This window comes from Nonomuraea sp. KM90 (assembly GCF_052246675.1).
Taxonomy (GTDB): Bacteria; Actinomycetota; Actinomycetes; order Streptosporangiales; family Streptosporangiaceae; genus Nonomuraea.
The window spans coordinates 66,623-87,447 of the sequence record NZ_JBQQCB010000012.1 but is presented as its reverse complement, the minus strand read 5'-3'; the positions used below and the strand labels follow the sequence as shown (position 1 = coordinate 87,447).

The following is a 20,825-nucleotide window of genomic DNA, read 5'->3' as shown; positions in this document are numbered from 1 at the left end:
CTGGCCTGGTCGGTCAAGGCCGGGAGTTTGATGTGCATGCTTCCTCCTGCGGTTCTAAGCCCTGGTGAGCCAGGTGACCTGGGCGCCGTTGTCGAAGGACTCGCGCCGGGTGGGGGTGAACAGGGTGGGGCGGAACTGTCCGGAGAACATGGGGATGCCCGTCCCCGCCACCACGGGGTAGCTCTTGAGGATGATCTCGTCGATCTCCGGGAGCAGGGAGGCGGCGAGTCTGCCGCCGCCGCAGAGGTAGATGTCCATGCCGGTGTCCTCGGCCTTCAGCCGCCGGATGAGCTCGATCGGGTCGCCGGTCTCCACCTGCACCGTGGGGTCGTCGATCGTCAGCGTGCTGGACATGACGTACTGGCGCAGATGGGAGTACGGGCTGGTGGTGGGGACGTCCAGGGCCGGCTCGTAGGTGCCGCGTCCCATCACCAGCGTGTCGAAGACCTTGTTGGGCACGCCCTCGAGGCCGACAAGCTTGCGGACGTGGGTGGGGAGCGTCTCGGGGTAGCGGTCGTTGATCCAGGCGGCCATCTGGTCCGACAGGGGGTAGAAGTCGAACTCGGCGTTGGGGCCCGCGATGTAGCCGTCAAGCGAGACACCGACGTAGTAGACGAGCTTTCGCATATCGATCAACTCCCGATGTAGTACTCTGTGTGGAGTGGTAAGAACGTAGTACTACAGATGGAGTGGTGTCAAGTGCGGAGAAATCCCGAGCGGCGGCAGGCGCTGATCGACGCGGCCATCGAGGTGTTGGCCAGGGAAGGAGCGCGGGGGCTGACCTTCCGGGCCGTCGATGCGGAGGCGGCCGTCCCCCCGGGCACGGCCTCCAACTACTTCGCCAACCGCGACGACCTGTTCACCCAGGTCGGCGGGCGTATCTACGAGCGGTTGCTGCCCGACGAGGCCACGATCGCCCGCAGCCGGGAGGGCGTGCAGGACCAGACTCGCTATGCCGAGCTCATGCACGAACTGGTGGATCGGGTCTCCGCCTTCAACTCCGGCTACCTGGCCCTGCTCGAGCTCCGGCTTGAGTCCACTCGGCGCCCCGAGCTGCGCGCCGTGCTGACCAAGCGCATCCGAGAGGACATCGACGCCAACCTCGGCCACCACGCCGCCTCCGGTCTGCCCGGCGACTCGACCTCGGTGGTTCTCCTCTACCTCGCTCTGAACTGGCTCATCGTGGAGCGGCTGACACTGCCCGACATCTTCACCGAGCAGGAGATCCACGAGCTGGTGGACGCCGCCGTGCAAAGATCGCTGAATGCCTGACGTGGCGACGCCGGCGAAGGCCCCGGTGCTCACGGACACCGAAATCGAGCCCTACGACAGGGACGAGATCCGCCTCCTGCTCAAGGCCTCCGCGCCTCCCAGATGAGACCCCGACTTGCCTTGCCACGGTCTGCCGGATTCCGTCGGAAAGAGGTCTTGAGAAGGCCGGCTGAGACCCAAAGCAAGAGGGGTTGTGCCGCTGATCACGGCACAACCCCTCTGAGCTGGCGGAGGATGGGGGATTTGAACCCCCGAAAGGTTGCCCTTTACACGCTTTCCAAGCGTGCGCCCTCGGCCACTAGGCGAATCCTCCGTCGACGAGCTTACCTGACTTCAGAGGGTCCGCAGACCATGTTTTTCGCGAGGTTCCCGAGGGTGACACGAGCACTGCGGCGTCCGGCTAGACTGTCCAGGGACCCCTCGCGCGGCGTCATCCTGTGAACCTCCCCAGGGCCGGAAGGCAGCAAGGATAAGCGGGCTCTGGCGGGTGTGCGGGGGGTCTCTTCGTTGAGAGCCCCCTCGCAGGCGGGATGGTCGTATGAGCCTTGCGCTTTACCGCAAGTACCGACCCGGGACCTTCGCCGAGGTCAAGGGTCAGGAACATGTCACTGACCCGCTGCGGCAGGCGTTGCGGACGCGCCGTATCAACCACGCCTACCTGTTCAGCGGCCCCCGCGGATGTGGCAAGACCTCCAGCGCCCGCATTCTGGCGCGTTCTCTCAACTGTGAGCAGGGCCCCACGCCCGACCCGTGCGGCGAGTGCGAGTCGTGCGTCGCGCTGGCCCCCACCGGTCCCGGCCACCTCGACGTCATCGAGATCGACGCCGCCTCGCACGGCGGTGTGGACGACGCGCGCGACCTGCGCGAGCGGGCCTTCTTCGCCCCCGTCTCCGCGCGCTACAAGATCTACATCATCGACGAGGCGCACATGGTGACCCGCGAGGGTTTCAACGCGCTGCTCAAGCTCGTCGAGGAGCCCCCGCCGCACCTGAAGTTCATCTTCGCGACGACGGAGCCGGAAAAGGTCATCGGCACCATCAAGTCGCGCACGCACCACTACCCGTTCCGGCTGATGCCGCCCGCGACGCTCCGGGCGCTGCTGGAGGAGATCCTCACCTCCGAGAACGTGCCCTTCGAGCCGAACGCGCTGCCCCTGGTCGTACGCGCCGGCGCAGGCTCCGCCCGTGACTCGCTGTCCATCCTCGACCAGCTCCTCGCCGGGGCGGAGGACGACGGCATCACCTACGCCAAGGCCGTCTCCCTGCTCGGCTACACCGACGGGGACCTGCTCGACGAGGTCGTCGCAGCGTTCGCCGCCCGTGACGGCGGCCAGGTCTTCCACACGGTCAACCGGGTGATCGAGGGCGGCCACGACCCCCGCCGCTTCGCCTCCGACCTGCTCGAACGCTTCCGCGACCTGGTGATCCTGGCGAACGTCCCCGAGGCGGCCTCCAGCGGCCTGCTCGACCGTCCCGCCGACGAGCTGGAGCGCCTCGTCCAGCAGGCGGCCTCGATGGGGCCCGCCGAGCTCACGCGCGCCGCCGAGATCTTCAACGCCGGCCTCACCGAGATGCGCGGCGCCACCTCGCCGCGCCTGCTGCTCGAGCTGATGTGCGCGCGCGTCCTGCTCCCGGGGGCCTCGCAGGGCGAGGACGCGCTGCTGGCCCGCCTGGAGCGCCTCGAACGCGGCGGCGCCGTCGCCCAGATGGCCGCCCGAGCCTCCTCCGCCGGGACACCGCCCGCAGGTTCCGGCGCGGTGACCATCCCGCGCCCGGGTGCCGCTTCCGCGGGTGCGCAGGCCGGGGGTCAGGGCGGGGGCCAGGGCGGTGTTCATGGCTCCGGCCAGGCGGGCGGTCATCACGGTACGGGAGCGGCGCCGGGCGGTGACGTGCTGGGTGCTTCCGCCTCGGTCGCGCCGTCCCATGCTGCACCGGCGGCTGCGGGCAAGGGCGGGGACGACTGGCCCGAGGCCGCTCGTCCCGGTGCTCCGGCAGCGTCCTCGCCCGGCGGCGGGGAACACGTGGCCGATGGCAGTGCCCACCAGCAGGCTCCGCAGGCCGCTGCCCCGAGCGGAGGGTTCGCCCCGGCATCGGGGGGCGCTCCCGCGGCGGGTGGAGCGGGCGCCGTGCAGAGCCAGTGGGCCGCCGTGCTGGCCTCGCTCAAGCAGCGCAGCATCGTCGTCTGGGCCAACGTGAGCACCAACGCCCAGGTGGTGGGCGTGGAAGGCAACCTGGTCACGCTCGGCTTCACCCAGGTCGGCGCGATGAAGAACTTCACGGGTGGCGGCAAGGACGCCGTGGTGGCCGGTGCGCTGGGCGACGTGCTCGGCGGCACCTGGCGGGTGGAGGCGGTCGTGGGCGGTTCGCCCGCCCCGCAGTCCTCCCGTGGCCCCGCCCGGCCCCCGGCCCACAACCCGGCTCCGCAAGGTCAGGGACCGGCCGGTGCCCAGGGAGCGCCCGGAGCCGCGCAGGCCGCTCAGGGCATGTCAGGTTCGCAGAGCACGCCGGGGTCTCAAGGCTCCCAGGGACGTACGGCGTCGCATGGGGCGGCCAACGAGGACCAGGGCGGTCAGGATCCCGACCAGCCTCCGGCTGCCGCCTCTCCGGGGCGTCAGACCACGGACGAGTCCTGGCCCGACGCCCCTGACGACATCAGCCCCGGCTCCCCGCCCAGCCCGGATCCCACGCGTACCGTCACCGCCGCCCAGCACACGGTCAGCGCCCCGGCGGCTGCGCCGGCGGGCACTCCGGCGGGCACTCCGGCGGGTGCTTCGGTCGGCGCCTCCGGGGGCGGGGGTGTCCCGGGCGCGGGCCTGGCCGCCGCCAGATCGGCGGCGAAGGCGGCCGCCCAGGCGGGCCCGCGTGTCCCGGCCGCCCGCGGTGGGGTCCCGGCTGCCCGCGGTGGCGCTGCCGCGTGGCCGGAGACGGTCCCGGGCCGTAACAAGGGTCCCGAGTCCGACGACGTGGACCCGCTCAACGACGCGGACGCGGATGTGGACGCCATCTCGGGCATGGCCCTGCTGGAGCGGGAGCTCGGCGCCCAGGTGATCGGCGAGATCGACCACACCTGACCCACCCCTCCGCGCCCAGGCGTGGAAGTCCGTCCGGGTCACGCTGGGCAGTGGAGGCACCCACCGCCGTGCGTCCCGTGGGAGCCGTGCAAGCGGGAGTCGGGCAGCCGGGCAGTTGCGTTGGGCCGCGGGGCAGCGCGTTGGGCCGCCGGGCAGTTGCGTCAGGCCGCCGCGTTGGGCTGCCGGGCAACCCCGTCGGGCAGCCGGAGGCGCCCAAGGGAGCGCCGATCGTGGGTGTCGGGCAGGTCGCGCTGGGCAGCCGGCGGCCCCCAAGGCGGCGCGGATCGTGGGAGTCCGGCACATCGAGAAGGGCAGCCGTAGGCCCCCAAGGGGTGCGCGGCCGTAAGGGCGGGGCGGGCCGCCGCCCTCCTGGCCAGAGGGTCAGGAGAGGAGGCGGGAGCGGGCGGCGGCTGAGCGGGGGTCGGTCGGTGGGAGGGCGGCCAGGCGCTCCAGGACCTCGTAGTCGTCCCGCCCGCCGCTCGTCTGCGCGTACGTCCACAGATCGTCCGGCGACCCCTGCCGCAACAGGCAAGCACGCACCTGGGCCTCGAGCTCGTCCCGTTCCCGCCGGATCTCCGGCGACTCCGAGCGCGGCAGCAGCGGCCCCGGGTACGCCCGCGCCAGCGACGTGGGGTCGTTCGCCGACAGCAGCCGGGTGAGGGACAGGAAGTCGGCCTCCACCGGGCACGTCAGGCGGTACGGCTTGGCCGCGATCGCCTCCCCGAGCTGGGCCCGCAGCCGGTGGATCTCCGCCCTGATGGTCACCGGGTTGCCGGCGTCCCCGTACAGGTGGAAGGAGAGCTGCTCGGCCGTCAAACCGTGCGGGTGCAGGGCCAGGAGGGTGAGGATCTCCGCGTGCCGCAGCGACAGCGACCGGTCGCCCTCTCCGAACGCGGCCGAGGGGGTGCCCTCGCCGAGGAACGACAGGGCCAGGACCGGCGGCGCGGCGGCCGACGAGGGGCGCAGGAGGAAGCCGTCGGAGAAGGGCTCCAGCAGGGCGACGCTCCCGTCCCTGAGGATCATGCGCTGACCGGCGAACTGCCCCGCCCGCTCGCCGAGGTGCACGCGCCCGCCCAGGTCGCCGGCCGGGTCGCCGGAGATGACGCGGCCCGTGGACGACAGCAGGACGCCGGGGTGGCCGCGCAGGGACTCGTATCGGCGGCGCAGGCGCTCGTCGCGCTCGTGCATGCACAGCGCGAGTTGCTTCTCGGCGAGCTTGGCCGTCGTGGCGACCAGGGCGACCGTGGCGGGGTGCAGGGAGCGGGCGGTGCCGCTGACGTCGACGCAGCCGATGACCCGGCCGGAGTCGGGGTCGGTGATCGGGGCGGCGCTGCACGACCAGATGTGCAGGATGCGCATCAGGTGCTCCTCCGAGTAGACGTGCACGGGCCGGCCGGTGGCCAGGGCGGTGCCTATGCCGTTGGTTCCGACGTTGTGCTCGCCCCACTGGTGTCCGTCGGCCAGACCGATCTGGTCGGCGCGCCGCATGATTGTGCGATTACCCTCGCGCCACAACACCCGGCCGTCACGGTCTGTGACGATCATGACATGTCCGGTCTCGTCGGCCAGACCGGATAGAGTGCCGGCGAGCAGGGGCAACAGGGGCTGCAACGGATGTGCCTGACGTATGTCCCTGATGCGTGATGGGTCGTAGACGAGTGGGGCACTCTTGCCTTCCGGGTCGATACCGGCATCCAGCGAACGGAGCCAGGACGCCTTGATCAGCCGGCGGGGCGACTCTGGCCAGGGCCGGCCCGTCGCGGCGGCTTCGTGCGCTCCGCGTAGAAGGCGGGAGTACGCGTCGAGATGGGCGTAACTCATCGGTCACTCCAAGTAGTCAACTAGAGCATCCGTCCTACCGCTCGATAGCGCAACCCGTTCAGGGGGATTGCAGAGGGTGATTGAATGAACGCAACGTGTGTGCAACGTTCCGCTGACTAGCGTCCCTGTTCAACGCGTCGGCGTGGTGCGGCCGCTCCGCCGACGTGATTGGCCGGGTCTCGGACGCTGGAGGGGGGCCGAGACCCGGCCAAAACACGCCGGTGCCGGACACGGATGCCAGGCCAGGACAACGGGCGTCGAACAGGAAACGCCCGCCCCAGGCGGCACACGTGAGCGGGACAACCGTCCCGCGCGAGGGTCGGGGCGCGAAACATGGGGACGCCCCCCAGTACATGACGCCGCCCAAACACCGTAGGCTCGTGGCAGTCAAGAACGCGGAGCCACGAGGAGCGCACGACGGTGAACCCAGGGGATGTCAACCTGCAGCAGCTGCTGGAGCAGGCCCAGCTCATGCAGCAGCAGCTTGTGAGCGCCCAGCAGGAGCTCAACGACGCGCAGATCGAGGGCTCATCAGGCGGCGGCCTGGTCACGGCCGTCGTCAACGGCTCGGGCGAGCTGCTCGAGCTCAAGATCGACCCGAGCGTGATCGACGCCGGCGACGCGCAGGACACCGCCGACACGATCGCCGACCTGGTGATCGCGGCCGTCCGCGACGCCGTGCGCGCGGCGGCCGACCTGCAGCAGGAGAAACTCGGCCCGCTGGCCCAGGGTCTGGGTGGCGGCGGCCTCGGACAGTTGCCAGGGTTCTAGGCATGTACGAAGGGGTCGTCCAGAATCTGATCGACGAGCTGGGCCTGCTGCCCGGCGTCGGTCCCAAGAGCGCGCAGCGGATCGCGTTCCACCTGCTGGCGGCCGATCCAGCCGACGTCAAGCGGCTGGCGCACGCGTTGCTGGAGGTCAAGGAGAAGGTCCGGTTCTGCCGGGTCTGCGGCAACGTGGCGGCCGAGGAGGAGTGCCGCATCTGCCGCGACTCCCGCCGCGACACGCACGTCATCTGCGTGGTCGAGGAGTCCAAGGACGTCGTCGCGATCGAGAAGACGCGCGAGTTCCGCGGCACCTATCACGTGCTCGGCGGCGCGATCAGCCCGATCGACGGCGTCGGCCCCGACGACCTGCGCATCCGAGAGCTCATGACACGCCTGGCCGACGGCCGCGTCACCGAGCTCATCCTCGCCACCGACCCCAATCTCGAGGGCGAGGCCACGGCAACCTACCTCGCCCGTCTGGTCAAGCCGATGGGCATCAAAGTGACACGACTGGCCAGCGGTCTGCCTGTGGGCGGTGACCTCGAATACGCCGACGAGGTGACCTTGGGCCGCGCGTTCGAAGGACGGAGGCTGCTGGATGTCTGACCAGTGGAGCGCGCTGGCGGAAGAGATCTCCGGGCACGCGCAGAACTACGTGGACGGCCTGACCAGGGTGGCGGGCGGCGAGGGTGGCGACGCCATCTGGTCGATCCTGCTGGTGGAGGTCGCCCAGGTGAGCTTGGCCGGGGCCAAGCTGGGCGCGAACCGGGACGTCATTCTCGCCGGCAACTACGAGCCGCCGATGAGCGAGGATCCCGACATCGACGGGGTCCGCACGGCGCTGGCCGAGCGGCTGGAGGCCGTCGACGACTACGCCGAGGTGTTCGACCCGTACAAGGACACGGGCGTCACCCCCTACCGGCTGTCCGACGACCTGACCGCCGTCGCCGCCGACCTCATCCACGGGCTGCGCCACTATCACGCCGGCCGCCCGCACGAGGCGCTGTGGTGGTGGCAATACTCCTACTTCAACACCTGGGGCAACCACGCGGGCGCCGCGATGCGCGCGCTGCAGGCCCTGGCGGCGCATTCGCGCCTCGACGTGGCGGAGGAAACCACCACGGTCTGATCATCCACATAGTGGTACGAACCATCAGGCCCATGAGAGGCCCCCAGTAGACTGGCAGCTCACAGTCCAGACCGGGAGACTCTCGTGGCGCTCGTTGTGCAAAAGTACGGTGGTTCGTCCGTCGCCGACGCGTCCTGCATCAAGCGGGTCGCGCAGCGGATCGTCGCGACGAAAAAAGCCGGCAACGACGTGGTCGTGATCGTCTCCGCGATGGGCGACACGACGGACGAGCTGCTCGACCTGGCCGAGCAGGTGTCGCCGCTGCCTCCGGGCCGCGAGCTCGACATGCTGCTGACCTCCGGCGAGCGCATCTCGATGGCACTCCTGGCGATGGCGATCGCCAACCTCGGTCACGAGGCCCGCTCGTTCACCGGCTCGCAGGCAGGTGTGATCACCGACTCCACGCACGGCAAGGCGCGCATCATCGACGTGACGCCCAGCCGCATCCAGGAGGCGATCGACCAGGGCCACATCGCGATCGTGGCCGGTTTCCAGGGCGTCTCGCAGGACACCAAGGACATCACCACGCTCGGCCGCGGCGGCTCCGACACCACCGCAGTCGCGCTGGCGGCGGCGCTCAGCGCCGATGTGTGCGAGATCTACACCGACGTCGACGGCATCTTCACCGCCGACCCGCGCATCGTGCCCGCGGCGCGCCAGATCCCCAGGATCTCGTATGACGAGATGATGGAGATGGCGGCCTGCGGCGCGAAGATCCTGCATCTGCGGTGCGTCGAATATGCTCGCCGTTTCAGCCTGCCGATTCACGTACGCAGCTCTTTCAGCACCAAGGAAGGCACGTGGGTCGTCTCCGACCCTTACACCGAAGGAACCGAGATGGAGCAGCCGATCATCTCCGGCGTCGCACACGACCGGAGCGAGGCCAAGATCACCGTTGTCGGGGTCCCCGACAAGGTCGGCGAGGCTGCCTCGATCTTCAAAACGCTGGCCGACGCCGAGATCAACATTGACATGATCGTGCAGAACGTCTCGGCCGCGGCCACCGGGCGCACGGACATCTCGTTCACGCTGCCCACGGCCGACAGCCAGACGGCGCTGACGTCGCTGAAGAAGATCCAGCCCCAGATCGGTTTCGAGTCGCTGCTGTTCGACGACCAGATCGGGAAGGTGTCGCTGATCGGCGCGGGCATGCGCTCGCACCCGGGCGTCACCGCGACGTTCTTCGCGGCCCTCGCCGACGCGGGGGTCAACATCGAGATGATCTCCACCTCGGAGATCCGCATCTCTGTGATCGTCGAGCAGGACGGTGTCGACGCGGCCGTGGCGGCCGCCCACCGTGCCTTCGATCTCGACGCCGACCAGGTCGAAGCCGTGGTGTACGGAGGTTCAGGACGATGAGCAAGAGGCCGAGTCTGGCCCTGATCGGGGCGACCGGTGCGGTGGGCACCGTCATGCGCGACATCGTGTCGACGCGCGAGGACATCTGGGGCGAGATCCGTCTCGTCGCCTCCCCGCGCTCGGCGGGCAAGGTGCTCCAGGTACGCGGCGAGGACGTCGTGGTGCAGGCCCTCGCGCCCGAGGTGTTCGACGGCGTCGACGTGGCCATCTTCGACGTGCCGGACGAGGTGTCGGCCGTGTGGGTGCCGATCGCGGCCGAGCGTGGCGCGATCGTCATCGACAAGTCGGGCACGTTCCGCATGGAGCCCGACGTGCCGCTGGTCGTGCCCGAGGTCAACCCGCTCGACGCGCGCGACAGGCCGCGCAACATCATCTCGACCCCCAACTGCACGACGCTGTCGATGATGGCGGCCATGGGGGCGCTGCACGCCGAGTTCACGCTCACGGAGCTGGTCGTCGCCTCCTACCAGGCGGTGTCCGGCGCGGGCGTGGCCGGTTCCGCGCGGCTCTACGACGAGGTCGAGGCGCTGGCCGGTGACCGTACGATCGGGCAGGCCGCCGGTGACGTACGCAAGGTGCTGGCGAACAAGCTGCCGGAGGAGTCGCCGTTCCCCGCGCCCATCGCGTTCAACGTGGTGCCGTGGGCGGGCTCGCTGAAGGACGGCGGCTGGGCCTCGGAGGAGATCAAGCTCCGCAACGAGTCCCGGAAGATCCTCGGCATCCCCGACCTGAAGGTCTCCGCGACCTGCGTCCGCGTGCCGGTGGTCACGACGCACTCGCTGGCCGTGCACGCGCGGTTCGAGCGCGAGATCACGGTCGCCGACGCGCACCGCGTCCTGGAGGCGGCGCCGACGGTGGTCCTCATGGACGACCCGGCCAACGGGGTCTACCCGACGCCTCTCGACGTGGTGGGCAACGACCCGACCTACGTGGGCCGCATCCGCCAGGCGATGGACTTCCCCAACACGCTCGACCTGTTCGTGTGCGGTGACAACCTGCGCAAGGGGGCGGCGCTCAACGCGGCGGAGATCGCCGAGCTGGTCGCTGCCGAGTTCTGACCGAAGTTCTGATCATCAGGGTGACGCCGTGCGTCTCGTGCGGCGTCACACCCATGTCCGGGGCGTGTCGCCGGGGCCCTGTCACCGGAAGAGGATGTCCCAGTGGTCGCCCTCGTCGGCGAACGTCGTGCCCGAGCCTGACTTGTACAGCCGGGCCCCGTCGCTGCGGATCCCCGCCTTGTCATGGTTCTTGGTGATGTGCCGGTCGATGCAGGCGTTGTGGGAGATGTCGAGCTTGTAGCCGTTCCCGTGGCTGAAGTGGCCGGGGGCGTGGCCCCGCTCCGTGCCGCCGGTGACCATGATCGGGCAGCCGCTGCGCTGCTTCAGCGCGATGGCCTTGGCGATCGTCCCGGTCCGCACCGAGTCGAGCGACGTGCAGTGGTGCATGTGCTTGCTGACGCAGTTCCCGGTCGACTTCGTCCGCAGCCCCGCGCTCTTCAGCCATCCCGTGGCGGTCGCGTGGGACACCTGCATGGCGGCCTTCCTGGGCAGGACCCGCGTCAGATCGACCTGAGCGCGCCTGTGAGCGGCGTGCGCCCGCGCCCGGGGCATCTTGGCCACTCCGGTGCGTACGGGGCTCTTCGCCGCCTTCGTGGCCTCTCGCCGCGCCTTGGGCTTCTGGGCCCAGGCCAGATCCTCCTGCGCCTCCGAGGCGGACCGGGTGGCGGACCGGGTGGCGGACCGGGTGGCGGACCGGGTGGCGGACTCGGCTGCGGTGGAGGCCCGGTCGCGCGCCTCGCGCGCCCGCTCCACCTGCTCCAGCGGCCACCGGGTGTCGAGCGCCGGCCAGTCGCTGATCTGCTCGAGTTCCCTGCCGGCCGCCATGAGCCGTTCGTAGGCCATGTCCGGTTCCACCTCGTACGCGTCGGAGAGGGCCGCGTCCATGGCTGCCCGCGTCCACTGCGCCGGGGCGTCCTCCCAGCCGTAGGGCCCGGCCTCGTACAGGCTGCCCTGAGCCGGCGACCCTTCGGGGTGGGTGGCGGCGGAGGCGGCCGAGGCCAGCGCGATTATGGTGATCTCAATGCCGAGGAGCGCGACTACCAGGAGGCGCACTGTTCCACGTATCCACATGTCGATGCCTTTTCGCGGAAATAGCCCTTCCGCCTGAAACGACAATCCCACCTTTCACAGGAGATAACTCATGCCGCGAGTGCAACTTTGCCTTGTGGCGGTGATCACCGTGCGGCTCCATGACCTAACCCCGTTGCACGACGTAAAGTGACGAACGTGTCCGAAGCCCGAAACCGAGGATCGGAGAGCACCCGAGAGGTCATCGTCGAGACGGCCTTGCGACTGTTCCGGGAGCGCGGCTTCGACGCGACCACCATGCGGGCCATCGCCGCCGAGGCGGGGGTTTCCGTGGGCAACGCCTACTACTACTTCGAGGGCAAAGAGGCGTTGATCCAGGCGTACTACGACCGCGCCCAGGCCGAGCACGAGGCGGCCTGCCGGGCGTTCCTGGCCACGGAGAGCTCGTTCGCGGCCAGGCTGAGCGGGGTGCTGCGCGAGTGGGTACGCGTCTCGGAGCCGTACCACGAGTTCGCCGTCAAGTTCTTCAAGCACGCCGCCGAGCCGACCAACCCGCTGAGCCCCTTCAGCAAGCAGTCCTCGCCCGCGCGGGAGGCGTCCATCGCCATCTACCGCCAGGTCGTGGAGGGATCGCGCGACCGGATGAACGCCGAGCTGCGCGAGGAGCTGCCCGAGCTGCTGTGGCTGCTGTCCATGGGCATGGTGCTGTTCTGGGTGCACGACACGTCGCCGGGGTGCGAGCGGACCTACCGGCTGATCGACGTGACGGTGCCGCTGGTGGACCGGCTGGTGGGGCTGTCACACCTGCCCGGCCTGCGGGGCATCACGAAGGACTTCATCGCGGCGGTGCACGAGCTGCGAGCCTAGAGCTACATACCGAGCGGTTGGTACGTTGTTCGTCATGACGCAGAACTGGGGCATGACGATCCCCTTTTACGACCGCTCACTGGCGAACTCGCTGGACCTGATCGCCGAGCTGCCCGCGCTCGGGTACACCGACGTGTGGTCGGCGGAGGTCAACGGGGTCGACGGGTTCGTGCCGCTGGCCCTGGCCGCGCAGCGGGCTCCGGGGGTCAGGCTGGGCAGCGCCATCGTGCCCGTCTCGACCCGGGGCCCGGGGCTGCTGGCCATGTCCGCGGCCACGCTGGCCGACCTGGCGCCGGAGCGGTTCGTGCTGGGTATCGGGGCCTCCTCGCCGGCCATCGTCGAGCGGTGGAACGCGGGCACGTTCGGCAAGCCGTACGCGCGGACCCGCGACACGCTGCGCTTCCTGCGGAAGGCGCTGGCGGGGGAGAAGGTCTCGGAGAAGTACGAGACGTTCGAGGTCAAGGGCTTCAAGCTGGAGCGGGCGCCGAAGGTGCCGCCGAAGATCGTGCTGGCCGCGCTGCGCCCCAGGATGTTGCGCCTGGCCGCCGAGGAGGCCGACGGCGCCATCACGAACTGGCTCTCGCCCCAGGACGTGCGGAAGGTGCGGGCGGAGATCGGGCCGGACACCGAGCTGATCGCCCGCCTGTTCGTCTGCGTCAGCGAGGACACCGACCGCGTACGCGAGATGGCCAGGTGGATGCTGGCGAGCTACCTGACCGTCCCGGTGTACGCGGCCTTCCACGACTGGCTGGGCCGCGGCGAGGTGCTGCGCCCGATGCACGAGGCGTGGGCGGCCGGCGACCGGCAGGCCGCGCTCAAGGCCATCCCCGACGAGGTGGTGGACGCCCTGATCGTGCACGGCGACGCCGCCACCTGCCGGGCGAGGATCCAGGAGTACGTCGCCAACGGCCTCGACACCCCCGTCCTCGCCCCCATCCCGGGCGGCGACGTCTCCATCGACCAGGCGGTTCGCGATCTGGCTCCGGAAGGGTAGGCATGGACGAGTTGCTGGGACTGGACGCCGTCGGCCAGGCGCGGGCGGTCAGGGACGGCCAGGTGTCGGCGCGGGAGCTGACCGAGGCCGCGATCGCGCGCATCGAGGCGGCCGACGGCGAGCTGAACGCCGTCATCCACCGCCGCTTCGAGCGGGCGCTGGCCGAGATCGACGCCATCCCGGCGGAGGCGCCGTTCCGCGGGGTGCCGATCCTGCTCAAGGACCTGGGCTGGCGGGAGGCGGGGGAGCCGTACAGCGCGGGCTCGAACGTGCGTGACGGCCTGGACGACGCCGAGGACTCCTACGGCGTCCTGCGGCTGCGCGAGGCCGGCTTCGTCCTGCTCGGGCGCACGAACACCCCCGAGTTCGGCAGCACGATCACCACGGAGCCGGTGGCGTTCGGGCCCACCAGGAACCCGTACGACCCGGCGTACTCGGCGGGCGGGTCGAGCGGCGGCTCCGCGGCGGCGGTGGCGGCCGGGATGGTCGCGCTGGCCACGGCCAGCGACGGCGGCGGGTCGATCCGCATCCCGGCGTCCCTGTGCGGCCTGGTGGGGCTCAAGCCGTCGCGCGGGCGCGTGAGCCTGGGACCGGCCATGGGGGAGGGGTGGAGCGGCTTCTCCTGCCCCGGGTTCGTCACCAGGACCGTGCGGGACACGGCGGCGGCGCTCGACCTCGTCTCCGGCCGGTACCCCGGCGACCCGTACGACGCCCCGGCCCTCCCCGGGAGCCTCGCCGGCGAGGTGGGCCGGGATCCCGGCAGGCTGCGGATCGGGTTCCTCGCCGCGCATCCCAGGGGCGACGTGCCGGAGGTGCCCGAGGTGACCGAGGCCGTGACCGGCGCCGCCGCGCTGCTGGAGTCGCTCGGCCACGACGTCGCCCCCGGCGGTCCCGAGGCGCTGGGCGATCCCCACTTCCCCCGCCACTTCGGCGCCATCGTGGCCAACAACCTGGCCGCGCAGGTCGCCGGGCTGGGCGAGCTGCGCGGCAAGCCCGTACAGCTGGAGGAGCTGGAGCCGCGCAACGCCGCCATGGTGAGCGCGGCGCGCGAGCACAGCGCGGCCGACCACATCCTGGCCACGCAGTGGGTGGACGGCTTCCGGCGCCGCATGACCGCCTGGTGGGCGGCGGGACACGACCTGCTGCTGGTCCCGTCGCTGGGCGTGGCGCCGTTCCCGCTGGGCTGGATCCCGCCGGGGGACCTCAGCATCGCCCTGGGGCGGACCGCGCACGCCGTGGCCTACACCTCGCCGGTCAACGCGAGCGGGCAGCCCGCCGTGTCGCTCCCGCTGCACAGGAACGCGGCGGGCCTGCCGGTGGGCATCCAGCTCGTGGCCGCGCCCGGGCGCGAGGACCTGTTGGTACGGGTGGCGGCACAGATCGAGCAGGTCAGGCCCTTCGAGCACGCGGCCCTGCCCTGACGGAAGGGAACTCGTACCCCCGGTGACGCGTTATGTCGTGAAAAGCCGGGGGTAGGGGGATCACATGATGGCGAAGGCAACACGGGCGGCGGCGGCATGGCGGACCTACCGCGAGGTGACCCGGCCCGGGTCGCCCAAACTGATGACCAGGGTCCGGGCGATCCCGCGGATGATCGGCGCGGTCATGCGCGGGCAGTACGCGGGCATGGGCAGGAGCAAGCTCGCCCTGCTCGGCCTCGGCGTGGTCTACCTCATCTCACCGATCGACGTCGTGCCCGACTTCCTCATGCTGATCGGCGTGGCCGACGACTTCGGCGTGTTCCTGTGGCTCCTGGCCTCGCTGCTCGGCGAGAGCGGGCGCTATGTGCAGCACGAGCGCCACGTCATCCAGGCCCGCCTCGAAGAGGGTTAGATCTCCTCCATCCGCAACCACGCCCGCGAGGGCAGCGGGTGGCCGAACAGGCGCGCCGCGTTGCCGTAGGCGACCCGGGCGATGTCGGCGGGCGGGAGCGTTCCGAGGTTGCGCGCCACCGACTTCTGGGTGTCGGGCCACGTCGAGTCCGAGTGCGGGTAGCCGCTCTCCTGCAGGACGTGGTCGAGGCCGACGGCGAGCCGCACCCCTGACAGGGCGTGGTCGTCGAGCGTGCCGAAGAAGAAGTTGCGGCGCAGCACCTCGCTGGGCTTGAGCCCGCCCTCCCACGACGCCTCTCCGGCGACGGGGTGGTCGAGGGCGTAGTCGGCGCGCTCGGCCAGCATCGGCAGCCAGCCCACGCCGCCCTCGACGATGAGGATGCGCAGCGAGGGGAAGCGCAGCGGCACCCCGGACCAGAGCCAGTCGGCGCAGGCGAACATGGCGCTGGTCGGCATCAACGTGGTGATGGCCTCGATGGGCGTGTCGGGAGAGGGCACGGGCGACCAGGAGGAGTCGCCGGTGTGCAGGCAGACGACGGTGCCGGTCTCCTCGCAGGCGGCGAAGAACGGGTCCCAGTGGCCGGTGTGGATCGAGGGCAGCCGCAGCCGGGTGGGGAACTCGGGGAAGACGACGGCCTTGAAGCCCCTGGCCGCGTTGGCCCGGATCTCCTTGGCGGCCACGTCGGGATCGGGCAGCCACGGCAGTTGCAGGCCGATGATCCGCTCGGGGTAGGTGCCCGCCCAGACGTCGATGTGCCAGTCGTTCCAGGCCTTCACCAGGGCCAGGCCCAGCTCCTGGTCGCGGGTCCTGGCGAACGGCATGCCCGACTGCCCGGCCAGCATGCCGGGGAAGCAGAGCGCGGCCCAGATGCCCGCCACGTCCATGTCCTGGATGCGGGCCTCGATGTCGTGGCAGCCGGGGCGCATCTGCTCGAACCGGACGGGCTCGAGCGTCCATTGCTCGCGCGGCAGCCCCGCGCCCACGTCGATGCCGGCGCACGGGTAGGTGGCGCCGCCGTAGCGCCACACCTGGTGACCCGCCTCCGTCTCCACGACCTTGGGCGCGACCTCCGCGTATTTCTCCGGCAAGCGGTCCTCGAACAGGTCGGGAGGCTCGATCAGGTGATCGTCGGCTGAGATGATCACATAGTCGCGCCGCCTGGGGTCAGGGTCGGGGAGCAGCGGCGTAGTCACGCACGTAACCGTACGACGACGGGATAACGTCGAACAAGCTGCGACGTATCCGTTGGGTATCCGAGATTTTCTGACCCGGGACCGCCGGGAGGGGGATGGCTGGCGATCCCGGGACTGACAGGCCCGCTCGCGCAGGGGCGGGCCCGGTCGGCCACTACCCCTCTGAGATCGATTCAGTCAGCAAATGCCGGCGAAGTTCGTCGATCGCGGCGGGGGAAAGCTGGAGCACCTGGGTGACGTACGCCTCGACGGAGCCGTGCCGGGACGTGAGGTCGGCGAGGAAGAGCCGCATCGTCTCGGCGGGCGCGAGGCCGAAGCCCGGCCACAGGGGCGCGCCCGGATGCCTCCTGCTCCAGTCGGCGACGAAGCGCTCGGTGGCCAGGCCGGTCAGCGCGTAGTCCGCCACGATGTCGTCCTCGCCCACGCCCGCCAGCGACAGCACCAGCGCGGCCAGCACCCCGGTACGGTCCTTGCCCGCGGCGCAGTGGATGACCACGGGGGCGTTGTCGGCGAGGGCGATCGTCTCCAGGGCGGTCCTGAGGTTCGCGACGCCGTCCTCGGTCACCTCCAGGTAGCGGTCGGCGAGGTAGCGGGCGACGCCGAGCTCCTCGCTGTAGGCGGCGGTTTCCCAGCGGCGGCCCTCGATCGGCAGGTTCTGGTAGCGCTGCCCCTCGCTCTCGGGGACCCGTCCGGCCCGCTCGACCTCGAACGGGTGACGCAGGTCGATGACGTTGCGCACGCGCAGCGCCCGGAAGGCCGTCAGGTCGTCTCCGGCCAGCCAGCCGAGGGAGTCGGCCCGGTAGAGCCGCTGCCACCTGACGGTGCGCCCGTCCTTGGCGGCATATCCACCTACGTCGCGGAAGTTGCAGAGATTCGTGAACTCAATGTGGCGGATCACCCTCAACACATTAATTGGCGGCGGTCTTCGCATCCGAGGCCACGGGCGCCTCTGAAGTCTCCCGAGACCTGCGCTCGGCCACCTCGCGCCGGATCAGCAGGATCCACCCGCCGATCGCGATCCCGATGAACAACCACCACTGGACGCCGTACGCCAGGTTGAGCCCGCCCCCGGCACCGACGTCGGGCTCGGGCACCGGCGCGGGGGCCGCGGCGGGCTTGGGCTGCTGCTCGGTCAGCTCGACGTAGCCGCCCACGAGCCGGTACGGCAGGCCCTTCCCGATCTTGTCGGCGTTGATCAGCAGCACCTGGCCGGCCGGCAGCCCGGACCGCTCCTGGATCCCGCTGGATTCCTCGGTCTCGCTGAGGCGTAGCCGCCCCGTTACAGTTACCTGCCCGGCGGGCGGAGCGGGCACCTCGGGCGCGGCGTCGGCGGTGGCGGCGGCGGGGACCCAGCCCCGGTTCACGATCACGGCGGTGCCGCCGCCGGTGACCAGAGGGGTCAGGACGTAGTAGCCGTTGCGGCCGTCCTGGGGGCGGCGGCGTACGAGGAGGGCGTGAGTCTGGTCGTACGTGCCGGCGACGGTGACCTTCCTGAACCGGTCGTCCTCCCGGACCTGCCGCCCGGGGGCGGCCAGCCGCTCCAGGGGCACGGGCGCGGCCTCGATGTTGGCGGTCACCCGCTCGCTGTTGGCCGACCGCTCCTCGAACCGCCCGAACTGCCATCGCCCGAGGAACACGAAGGCGGGGATGACCAGCAGCACCACCACGTGGAGCGCGAGCCATCGGGGCGTCAGCAGGAACCGGTACACGCCTCTAAGGTTAAGGACCGGCAGCGGTGCTCCCCCACGCGCCCCGTTCAGGCGCTCTTGAGGTCGGCGCCGGGCCCGGGGAGCGGCGTCACCTCGCGCGGCCCGCTCACCTCGTGGCCCGCCGCGCAGCGGAAGCGCAGCTCGATGGGTGCGCCGCAGTCGCGGTGGGTGAGCAGCACGGGCGGCCCCTCCTCGGCCAGATATCGGTCGCCCCAGTGCATGAGGGCGACGAGCAGGGGATAGAGGTCGCGGCCCTTCTCAGTGAGCCGGTATTCGTCGCGCTGCCGCTGCCCCGGCTCGCGGTAGGGCACCTTGCGCAGCAGCCCCTCGTCGACCAGCCGGGCCAGGCGCGCGCTGAGCACCTGCCGGGGGGCACCGGTGATCGCCTGCATGTCGGCGAACCGCCGGACGCCGCCGAACGCCTCGCGCAGCACCAGGAAGGTCCACTTCTCCCCGACGATGTCCAGGGTGCGCTCGATCGAGCAGTTGTCCACCCGGAAACCCATGCGGGACGGCTCGTTCATTTTCGCATTATACCTGAGTTCAGTTGACAGACTCAGCAGTGACAGGCACGCTGGGTCTATGCAAGGAACTCAGATCCGCCCGGCCCGCCCGGACGACGAGGAGCGGATCAGGCGCTTCCTCTCCGGGCTGTCGCTGCACACGCAGACGCTGAGGTTCTTCACCGGCGTCAGCGCCCCCGCGCCCGCGCTCGTCCGCGTGCTGCTGGCGGTCGACGAGCGCCGCGACGCGATCGTCGCCACCACGGACGGGGGTGAGATCGTCGGTCACGCCATGAGCTTCAGGGGCGGCTGCACCGACGTGGAGATCGCCGTGGTCGTGACCGACGAGTGGCAGGGGCGCGGTCTGGGTCCCAAGCTGATCGACACGCTGCTGCTCAGGGCCTTCGTGCGCGGAGCCAGGTCCGTGGGGATGGACGTCCTGGGCGAGAACCGGCGCGTGCTCCGGCTCATCAGGCGGGTCTGGCCGCACGCCCGGATGAAGGTCAGTTCCGGATCGGTGGAAGTGACCGCTATGATCGATCAGGCTGGCCTATTTGCGGAACAAGGTTCTGGTAGCACACCATTGACAGTGTGAAGAGTGTCAAGAACGGACGCGACGGCCGGACCCGGATCATCGAGGGCGCCCTCCGCCGTTTCAGCCAGGACGGGGTCTCGGCCACCACCCTGGCCAGCCTGCGTGAAGAAAGCGGCGTCAGCGTCGGCAGCTTCTACCACCACTTCGCCAGCAAGGAGCACGTCTTCGGCGTGCTGTACTCCGAGATCCTCGACGCGTACCAAAGCGCCTTCCTCGCCGAGCTGGTCAGCCACCAGGAGGCCCGCGACGGCATCGAGGCCGTCGTCGCCTTCCACATGCGGTGGGCGGGCGAGCACCCCGAGCGGGCCAGGCTGCTGATCAGCGAGCGGCCACCGCGCAAGCAGGAGCCCGGCGGCGCCGAGGTGGCCGAGGCCCGGCGCGCGTTCTTCCGCAAGGTCTCCGACTGGTGGCGGCCGCACATGAAGAACGGCCTGCTCCAGCCGGTCCACGCGACCATGTGCTACGTGCTGTGGCTGGGGCCGGCGCAGGAGATGTGCCGGCTGTGGTTCGCCGGCGCGCACACGCCCACGGACGAGGAGATCAAGGGACTGGGCGAGGCGGCCTGGCAGAGCCTCCGCCAGCGCTCCGAATGAGCGCAGAGTGAGCGGGCCTGACCTGCGCGGGGAGCAATGATCTGAGCACCGTCTGTGGTGTTATTGTCCAAATGTGAGACGACCTCGGGCGCTGGTACTGCCCACCTTGCCGGAGAGCGCGCTCGCCCGACTGGGCGAGGTCGCCGACCTGACCGAGGTTCCCGCACGACCGAACCTCGGCTTCACCGACGAGCAGCTGGCCGACCTGGTCATCGAGACCGGCGCGACCGTGCTCATCACCGACGGCGACCAGGTGCGCACGTCGGTGCTCGGGCTGCACCTGGACGTCGTGGCCACCATGGGGCCGCCTGCGAACGTGGATCTGGCACTGGCGGCCGAGCGCGGGGTGCCCGTCCTGCACGCGGCCGACCGCGACCCGGAGGCGGTGGCCGAGCTGACGCTCGCGCTGCTGTTCGCGGTGAGCAGGAACATCGTCAGCGCCGATCGAGAGGTGCGCAGGGGGCGCGTCTACCACGGGAGGGTGCCTCCCGCGCAGCGCCACCGCGGCCGCCGGCTGACCGGCAGGACGTTCGGCATCGTGGGCCTCGGCCGCGTGGGCAGGGCCCTGCGCTGGCGGTGCGAGGGGCTGGGCATGCGGGTGATCGTCTGTGACCCGTTCGTGGCCGAGGCCACCCACACGCTGCCGGCGCTGCTGGAGGAGGCCGACGTGGTCTCGCTGCACGTGCCGCTGACCGAGGAGACGCGGGGGTTCTTCGGCTACACCGAGTTCGGCGCGATGCGCCCGGGATCGATCTACCTCAACACCTCGCGCGGCGCGCTGCACGACCTGAGAGCGCTGGTCGACGCGCTGCGCTGGGGCCGGGTGGGCGGCGCCGGGCTCGACCACTTCGAAGGCGAGTGGCTCGACCGGGCCCATCCCCTGACCCGGCTGCCGAACGTGGTGCTCACGCCCCGGCTGGGCGAGGCCACCGGGGAGAGCCTGGAGGAGCTGGCGGAGACGCTGGTGGAGGACATCGCGCGGCTGCTGCGCGGGGAGGAGCCGGCCCACGCGTACGCGCCGATCACGGCGTGA

General features: G+C 70.7%; 21 protein-coding genes, 1 tRNA gene and 1 other RNA gene. 15 read left to right on the top strand and 8 right to left on the bottom strand.

Annotated elements, in window-relative coordinates:
• Positions 1-54: 54 nt before the first annotated feature.
• Positions 55-627 (bottom strand): dihydrofolate reductase family protein, encoded by a 573-nt coding sequence (locus ACTWPW_RS16170; protein ID WP_443169151.1) that lies wholly within the window; start codon positions 625-627, stop codon positions 55-57.
• A gap of 72 nt (positions 628-699) precedes the next feature.
• Here ACTWPW_RS16170 and ACTWPW_RS16165 point away from each other — a divergent pair, with 72 nt between their 5' ends.
• Positions 700-1,272, top strand: coding sequence for a TetR/AcrR family transcriptional regulator (locus ACTWPW_RS16165; protein ID WP_375110497.1), 573 nt, complete (start codon positions 700-702; stop codon positions 1,270-1,272).
• A gap of 225 nt (positions 1,273-1,497) precedes the next feature.
• Here ACTWPW_RS16165 and ACTWPW_RS16160 read toward each other — a convergent pair.
• Positions 1,498-1,585: transfer RNA gene (locus ACTWPW_RS16160), tRNA-Ser, on the bottom strand.
• Positions 1,586-1,683: 98 nt separating this feature from the next.
• Here ACTWPW_RS16160 and ffs point away from each other — a divergent pair.
• Together ffs and ACTWPW_RS16150 are read left to right on the top strand one after the other, a co-directional pair.
• Positions 1,684-1,779: signal recognition particle sRNA small type (ffs, locus tag ACTWPW_RS16155), an RNA gene on the top strand.
• Between the two features lie 31 nt (positions 1,780-1,810).
• Complete coding sequence (locus ACTWPW_RS16150; RefSeq protein WP_443169150.1) at positions 1,811-4,342, top strand: DNA polymerase III subunit gamma and tau; 2,532 nt, start codon at positions 1,811-1,813, stop codon at positions 4,340-4,342.
• Between the two features lie 381 nt (positions 4,343-4,723).
• Here ACTWPW_RS16150 and ACTWPW_RS16145 read toward each other — a convergent pair whose 3' ends face one another.
• The gene (locus tag ACTWPW_RS16145; protein ID WP_443169149.1) at positions 4,724-5,887 is read right to left on the bottom strand and encodes a GAF domain-containing protein; all 1,164 of its coding nucleotides are present in this window, start codon (positions 5,885-5,887) and stop codon (positions 4,724-4,726) included.
• A 696-nt stretch (positions 5,888-6,583) separates the two neighbouring features.
• On the opposite strand from ACTWPW_RS16145, the gene ACTWPW_RS16140 reads away from it, so the two are divergent.
• The 5 genes from ACTWPW_RS16140 (at position 6,584) to ACTWPW_RS16120 (ending at position 10,476) form a co-directional block, all read left to right on the top strand.
• Positions 6,584-6,934, top strand: a complete 351-nt coding sequence (locus ACTWPW_RS16140; RefSeq protein ID WP_139629532.1) for a YbaB/EbfC family nucleoid-associated protein — start codon at positions 6,584-6,586, stop codon at positions 6,932-6,934.
• Positions 6,935-6,936: 2 nt separating this feature from the next.
• Positions 6,937-7,536, top strand: a complete 600-nt coding sequence (gene recR, locus ACTWPW_RS16135; protein WP_364111722.1) for a recombination mediator RecR — start codon at positions 6,937-6,939, stop codon at positions 7,534-7,536.
• A complete protein-coding gene (locus tag ACTWPW_RS16130; RefSeq protein ID WP_364111724.1) occupies positions 7,529-8,059 on the top strand; it encodes a DUF5063 domain-containing protein in 531 nt (176 codons plus the stop codon). Before recR ends, ACTWPW_RS16130 begins: the two co-directional genes overlap by 8 nt.
• Before the next feature lie 84 nt (positions 8,060-8,143).
• Positions 8,144-9,418 carry an aspartate kinase gene (locus tag ACTWPW_RS16125; protein ID WP_375110500.1) on the top strand — a complete coding sequence of 425 codons (1,275 nt, stop codon included), beginning with the start codon at positions 8,144-8,146 and terminating at the stop codon, positions 9,416-9,418.
• Positions 9,415-10,476: an aspartate-semialdehyde dehydrogenase gene (locus ACTWPW_RS16120; RefSeq protein ID WP_375110501.1), complete on the top strand. Its 1,062-nt coding sequence runs from the start codon at positions 9,415-9,417 to the stop codon at positions 10,474-10,476. Before ACTWPW_RS16125 ends, ACTWPW_RS16120 begins: the two co-directional genes overlap by 4 nt.
• Before the next feature lie 81 nt (positions 10,477-10,557).
• On the opposite strand, the gene ACTWPW_RS16115 is transcribed toward ACTWPW_RS16120, so the two are convergent.
• Positions 10,558-11,529: a hypothetical protein gene (locus ACTWPW_RS16115; protein ID WP_443169148.1), complete on the bottom strand. Its 972-nt coding sequence runs from the start codon at positions 11,527-11,529 to the stop codon at positions 10,558-10,560.
• Between the two features lie 174 nt (positions 11,530-11,703).
• Here ACTWPW_RS16115 and ACTWPW_RS16110 point away from each other — a divergent pair, with 174 nt between their 5' ends.
• The 4 genes from ACTWPW_RS16110 (at position 11,704) to ACTWPW_RS16095 (ending at position 15,199) form a co-directional block, all read left to right on the top strand.
• Positions 11,704-12,372: a TetR/AcrR family transcriptional regulator gene (locus ACTWPW_RS16110; RefSeq protein WP_375110503.1), complete on the top strand. Its 669-nt coding sequence runs from the start codon at positions 11,704-11,706 to the stop codon at positions 12,370-12,372.
• A gap of 34 nt (positions 12,373-12,406) precedes the next feature.
• Positions 12,407-13,366 carry an LLM class F420-dependent oxidoreductase gene (locus tag ACTWPW_RS16105; RefSeq protein WP_375110504.1) on the top strand — a complete coding sequence of 320 codons (960 nt, stop codon included), beginning with the start codon at positions 12,407-12,409 and terminating at the stop codon, positions 13,364-13,366.
• A gap of 2 nt (positions 13,367-13,368) precedes the next feature.
• Complete coding sequence (locus ACTWPW_RS16100) at positions 13,369-14,787, top strand: amidase (protein WP_443169147.1); 1,419 nt, start codon at positions 13,369-13,371, stop codon at positions 14,785-14,787.
• Positions 14,788-14,851: 64 nt separating this feature from the next.
• Positions 14,852-15,199 (top strand): YkvA family protein, encoded by a 348-nt coding sequence (locus ACTWPW_RS16095; RefSeq protein WP_443169146.1) that lies wholly within the window; start codon positions 14,852-14,854, stop codon positions 15,197-15,199.
• Here ACTWPW_RS16095 and ACTWPW_RS16090 read toward each other — a convergent pair.
• From ACTWPW_RS16090 to ACTWPW_RS16075, 4 genes are all read right to left on the bottom strand, one after another.
• The gene (locus ACTWPW_RS16090; protein ID WP_375110508.1) at positions 15,196-16,392 is read right to left on the bottom strand and encodes an amidohydrolase family protein; all 1,197 of its coding nucleotides are present in this window, start codon (positions 16,390-16,392) and stop codon (positions 15,196-15,198) included. The genes ACTWPW_RS16095 and ACTWPW_RS16090 overlap by 4 nt on opposite strands.
• A 154-nt stretch (positions 16,393-16,546) precedes the next feature.
• Positions 16,547-17,290, bottom strand: a complete 744-nt coding sequence (locus ACTWPW_RS16085) for a tyrosine-protein phosphatase (RefSeq protein WP_375110509.1) — start codon at positions 17,288-17,290, stop codon at positions 16,547-16,549.
• 10 nt (positions 17,291-17,300) lie between these two features.
• Positions 17,301-18,101, bottom strand: a complete 801-nt coding sequence (locus ACTWPW_RS16080; protein ID WP_443169145.1) for an SURF1 family cytochrome oxidase biogenesis protein — start codon at positions 18,099-18,101, stop codon at positions 17,301-17,303.
• Positions 18,102-18,148: 47 nt separating this feature from the next.
• Positions 18,149-18,625: a winged helix-turn-helix transcriptional regulator gene (locus ACTWPW_RS16075; protein WP_375110511.1), complete on the bottom strand. Its 477-nt coding sequence runs from the start codon at positions 18,623-18,625 to the stop codon at positions 18,149-18,151.
• 58 nt (positions 18,626-18,683) lie between these two features.
• Here ACTWPW_RS16075 and ACTWPW_RS16070 point away from each other — a divergent pair, with 58 nt between their 5' ends.
• From ACTWPW_RS16070 to ACTWPW_RS16060, 3 genes are all read left to right on the top strand, one after another.
• Complete coding sequence (locus tag ACTWPW_RS16070) at positions 18,684-19,199, top strand: GNAT family N-acetyltransferase (RefSeq protein WP_375110512.1); 516 nt, start codon at positions 18,684-18,686, stop codon at positions 19,197-19,199.
• Positions 19,196-19,792, top strand: coding sequence for a TetR/AcrR family transcriptional regulator (locus tag ACTWPW_RS16065; protein ID WP_375110513.1), 597 nt, complete (start codon positions 19,196-19,198; stop codon positions 19,790-19,792). The genes ACTWPW_RS16070 and ACTWPW_RS16065 overlap by 4 nt, the downstream gene beginning before the upstream one ends.
• A 73-nt stretch (positions 19,793-19,865) precedes the next feature.
• A complete protein-coding gene (locus ACTWPW_RS16060; RefSeq protein WP_375110514.1) occupies positions 19,866-20,825 on the top strand; it encodes an NAD(P)-dependent oxidoreductase in 960 nt (319 codons plus the stop codon).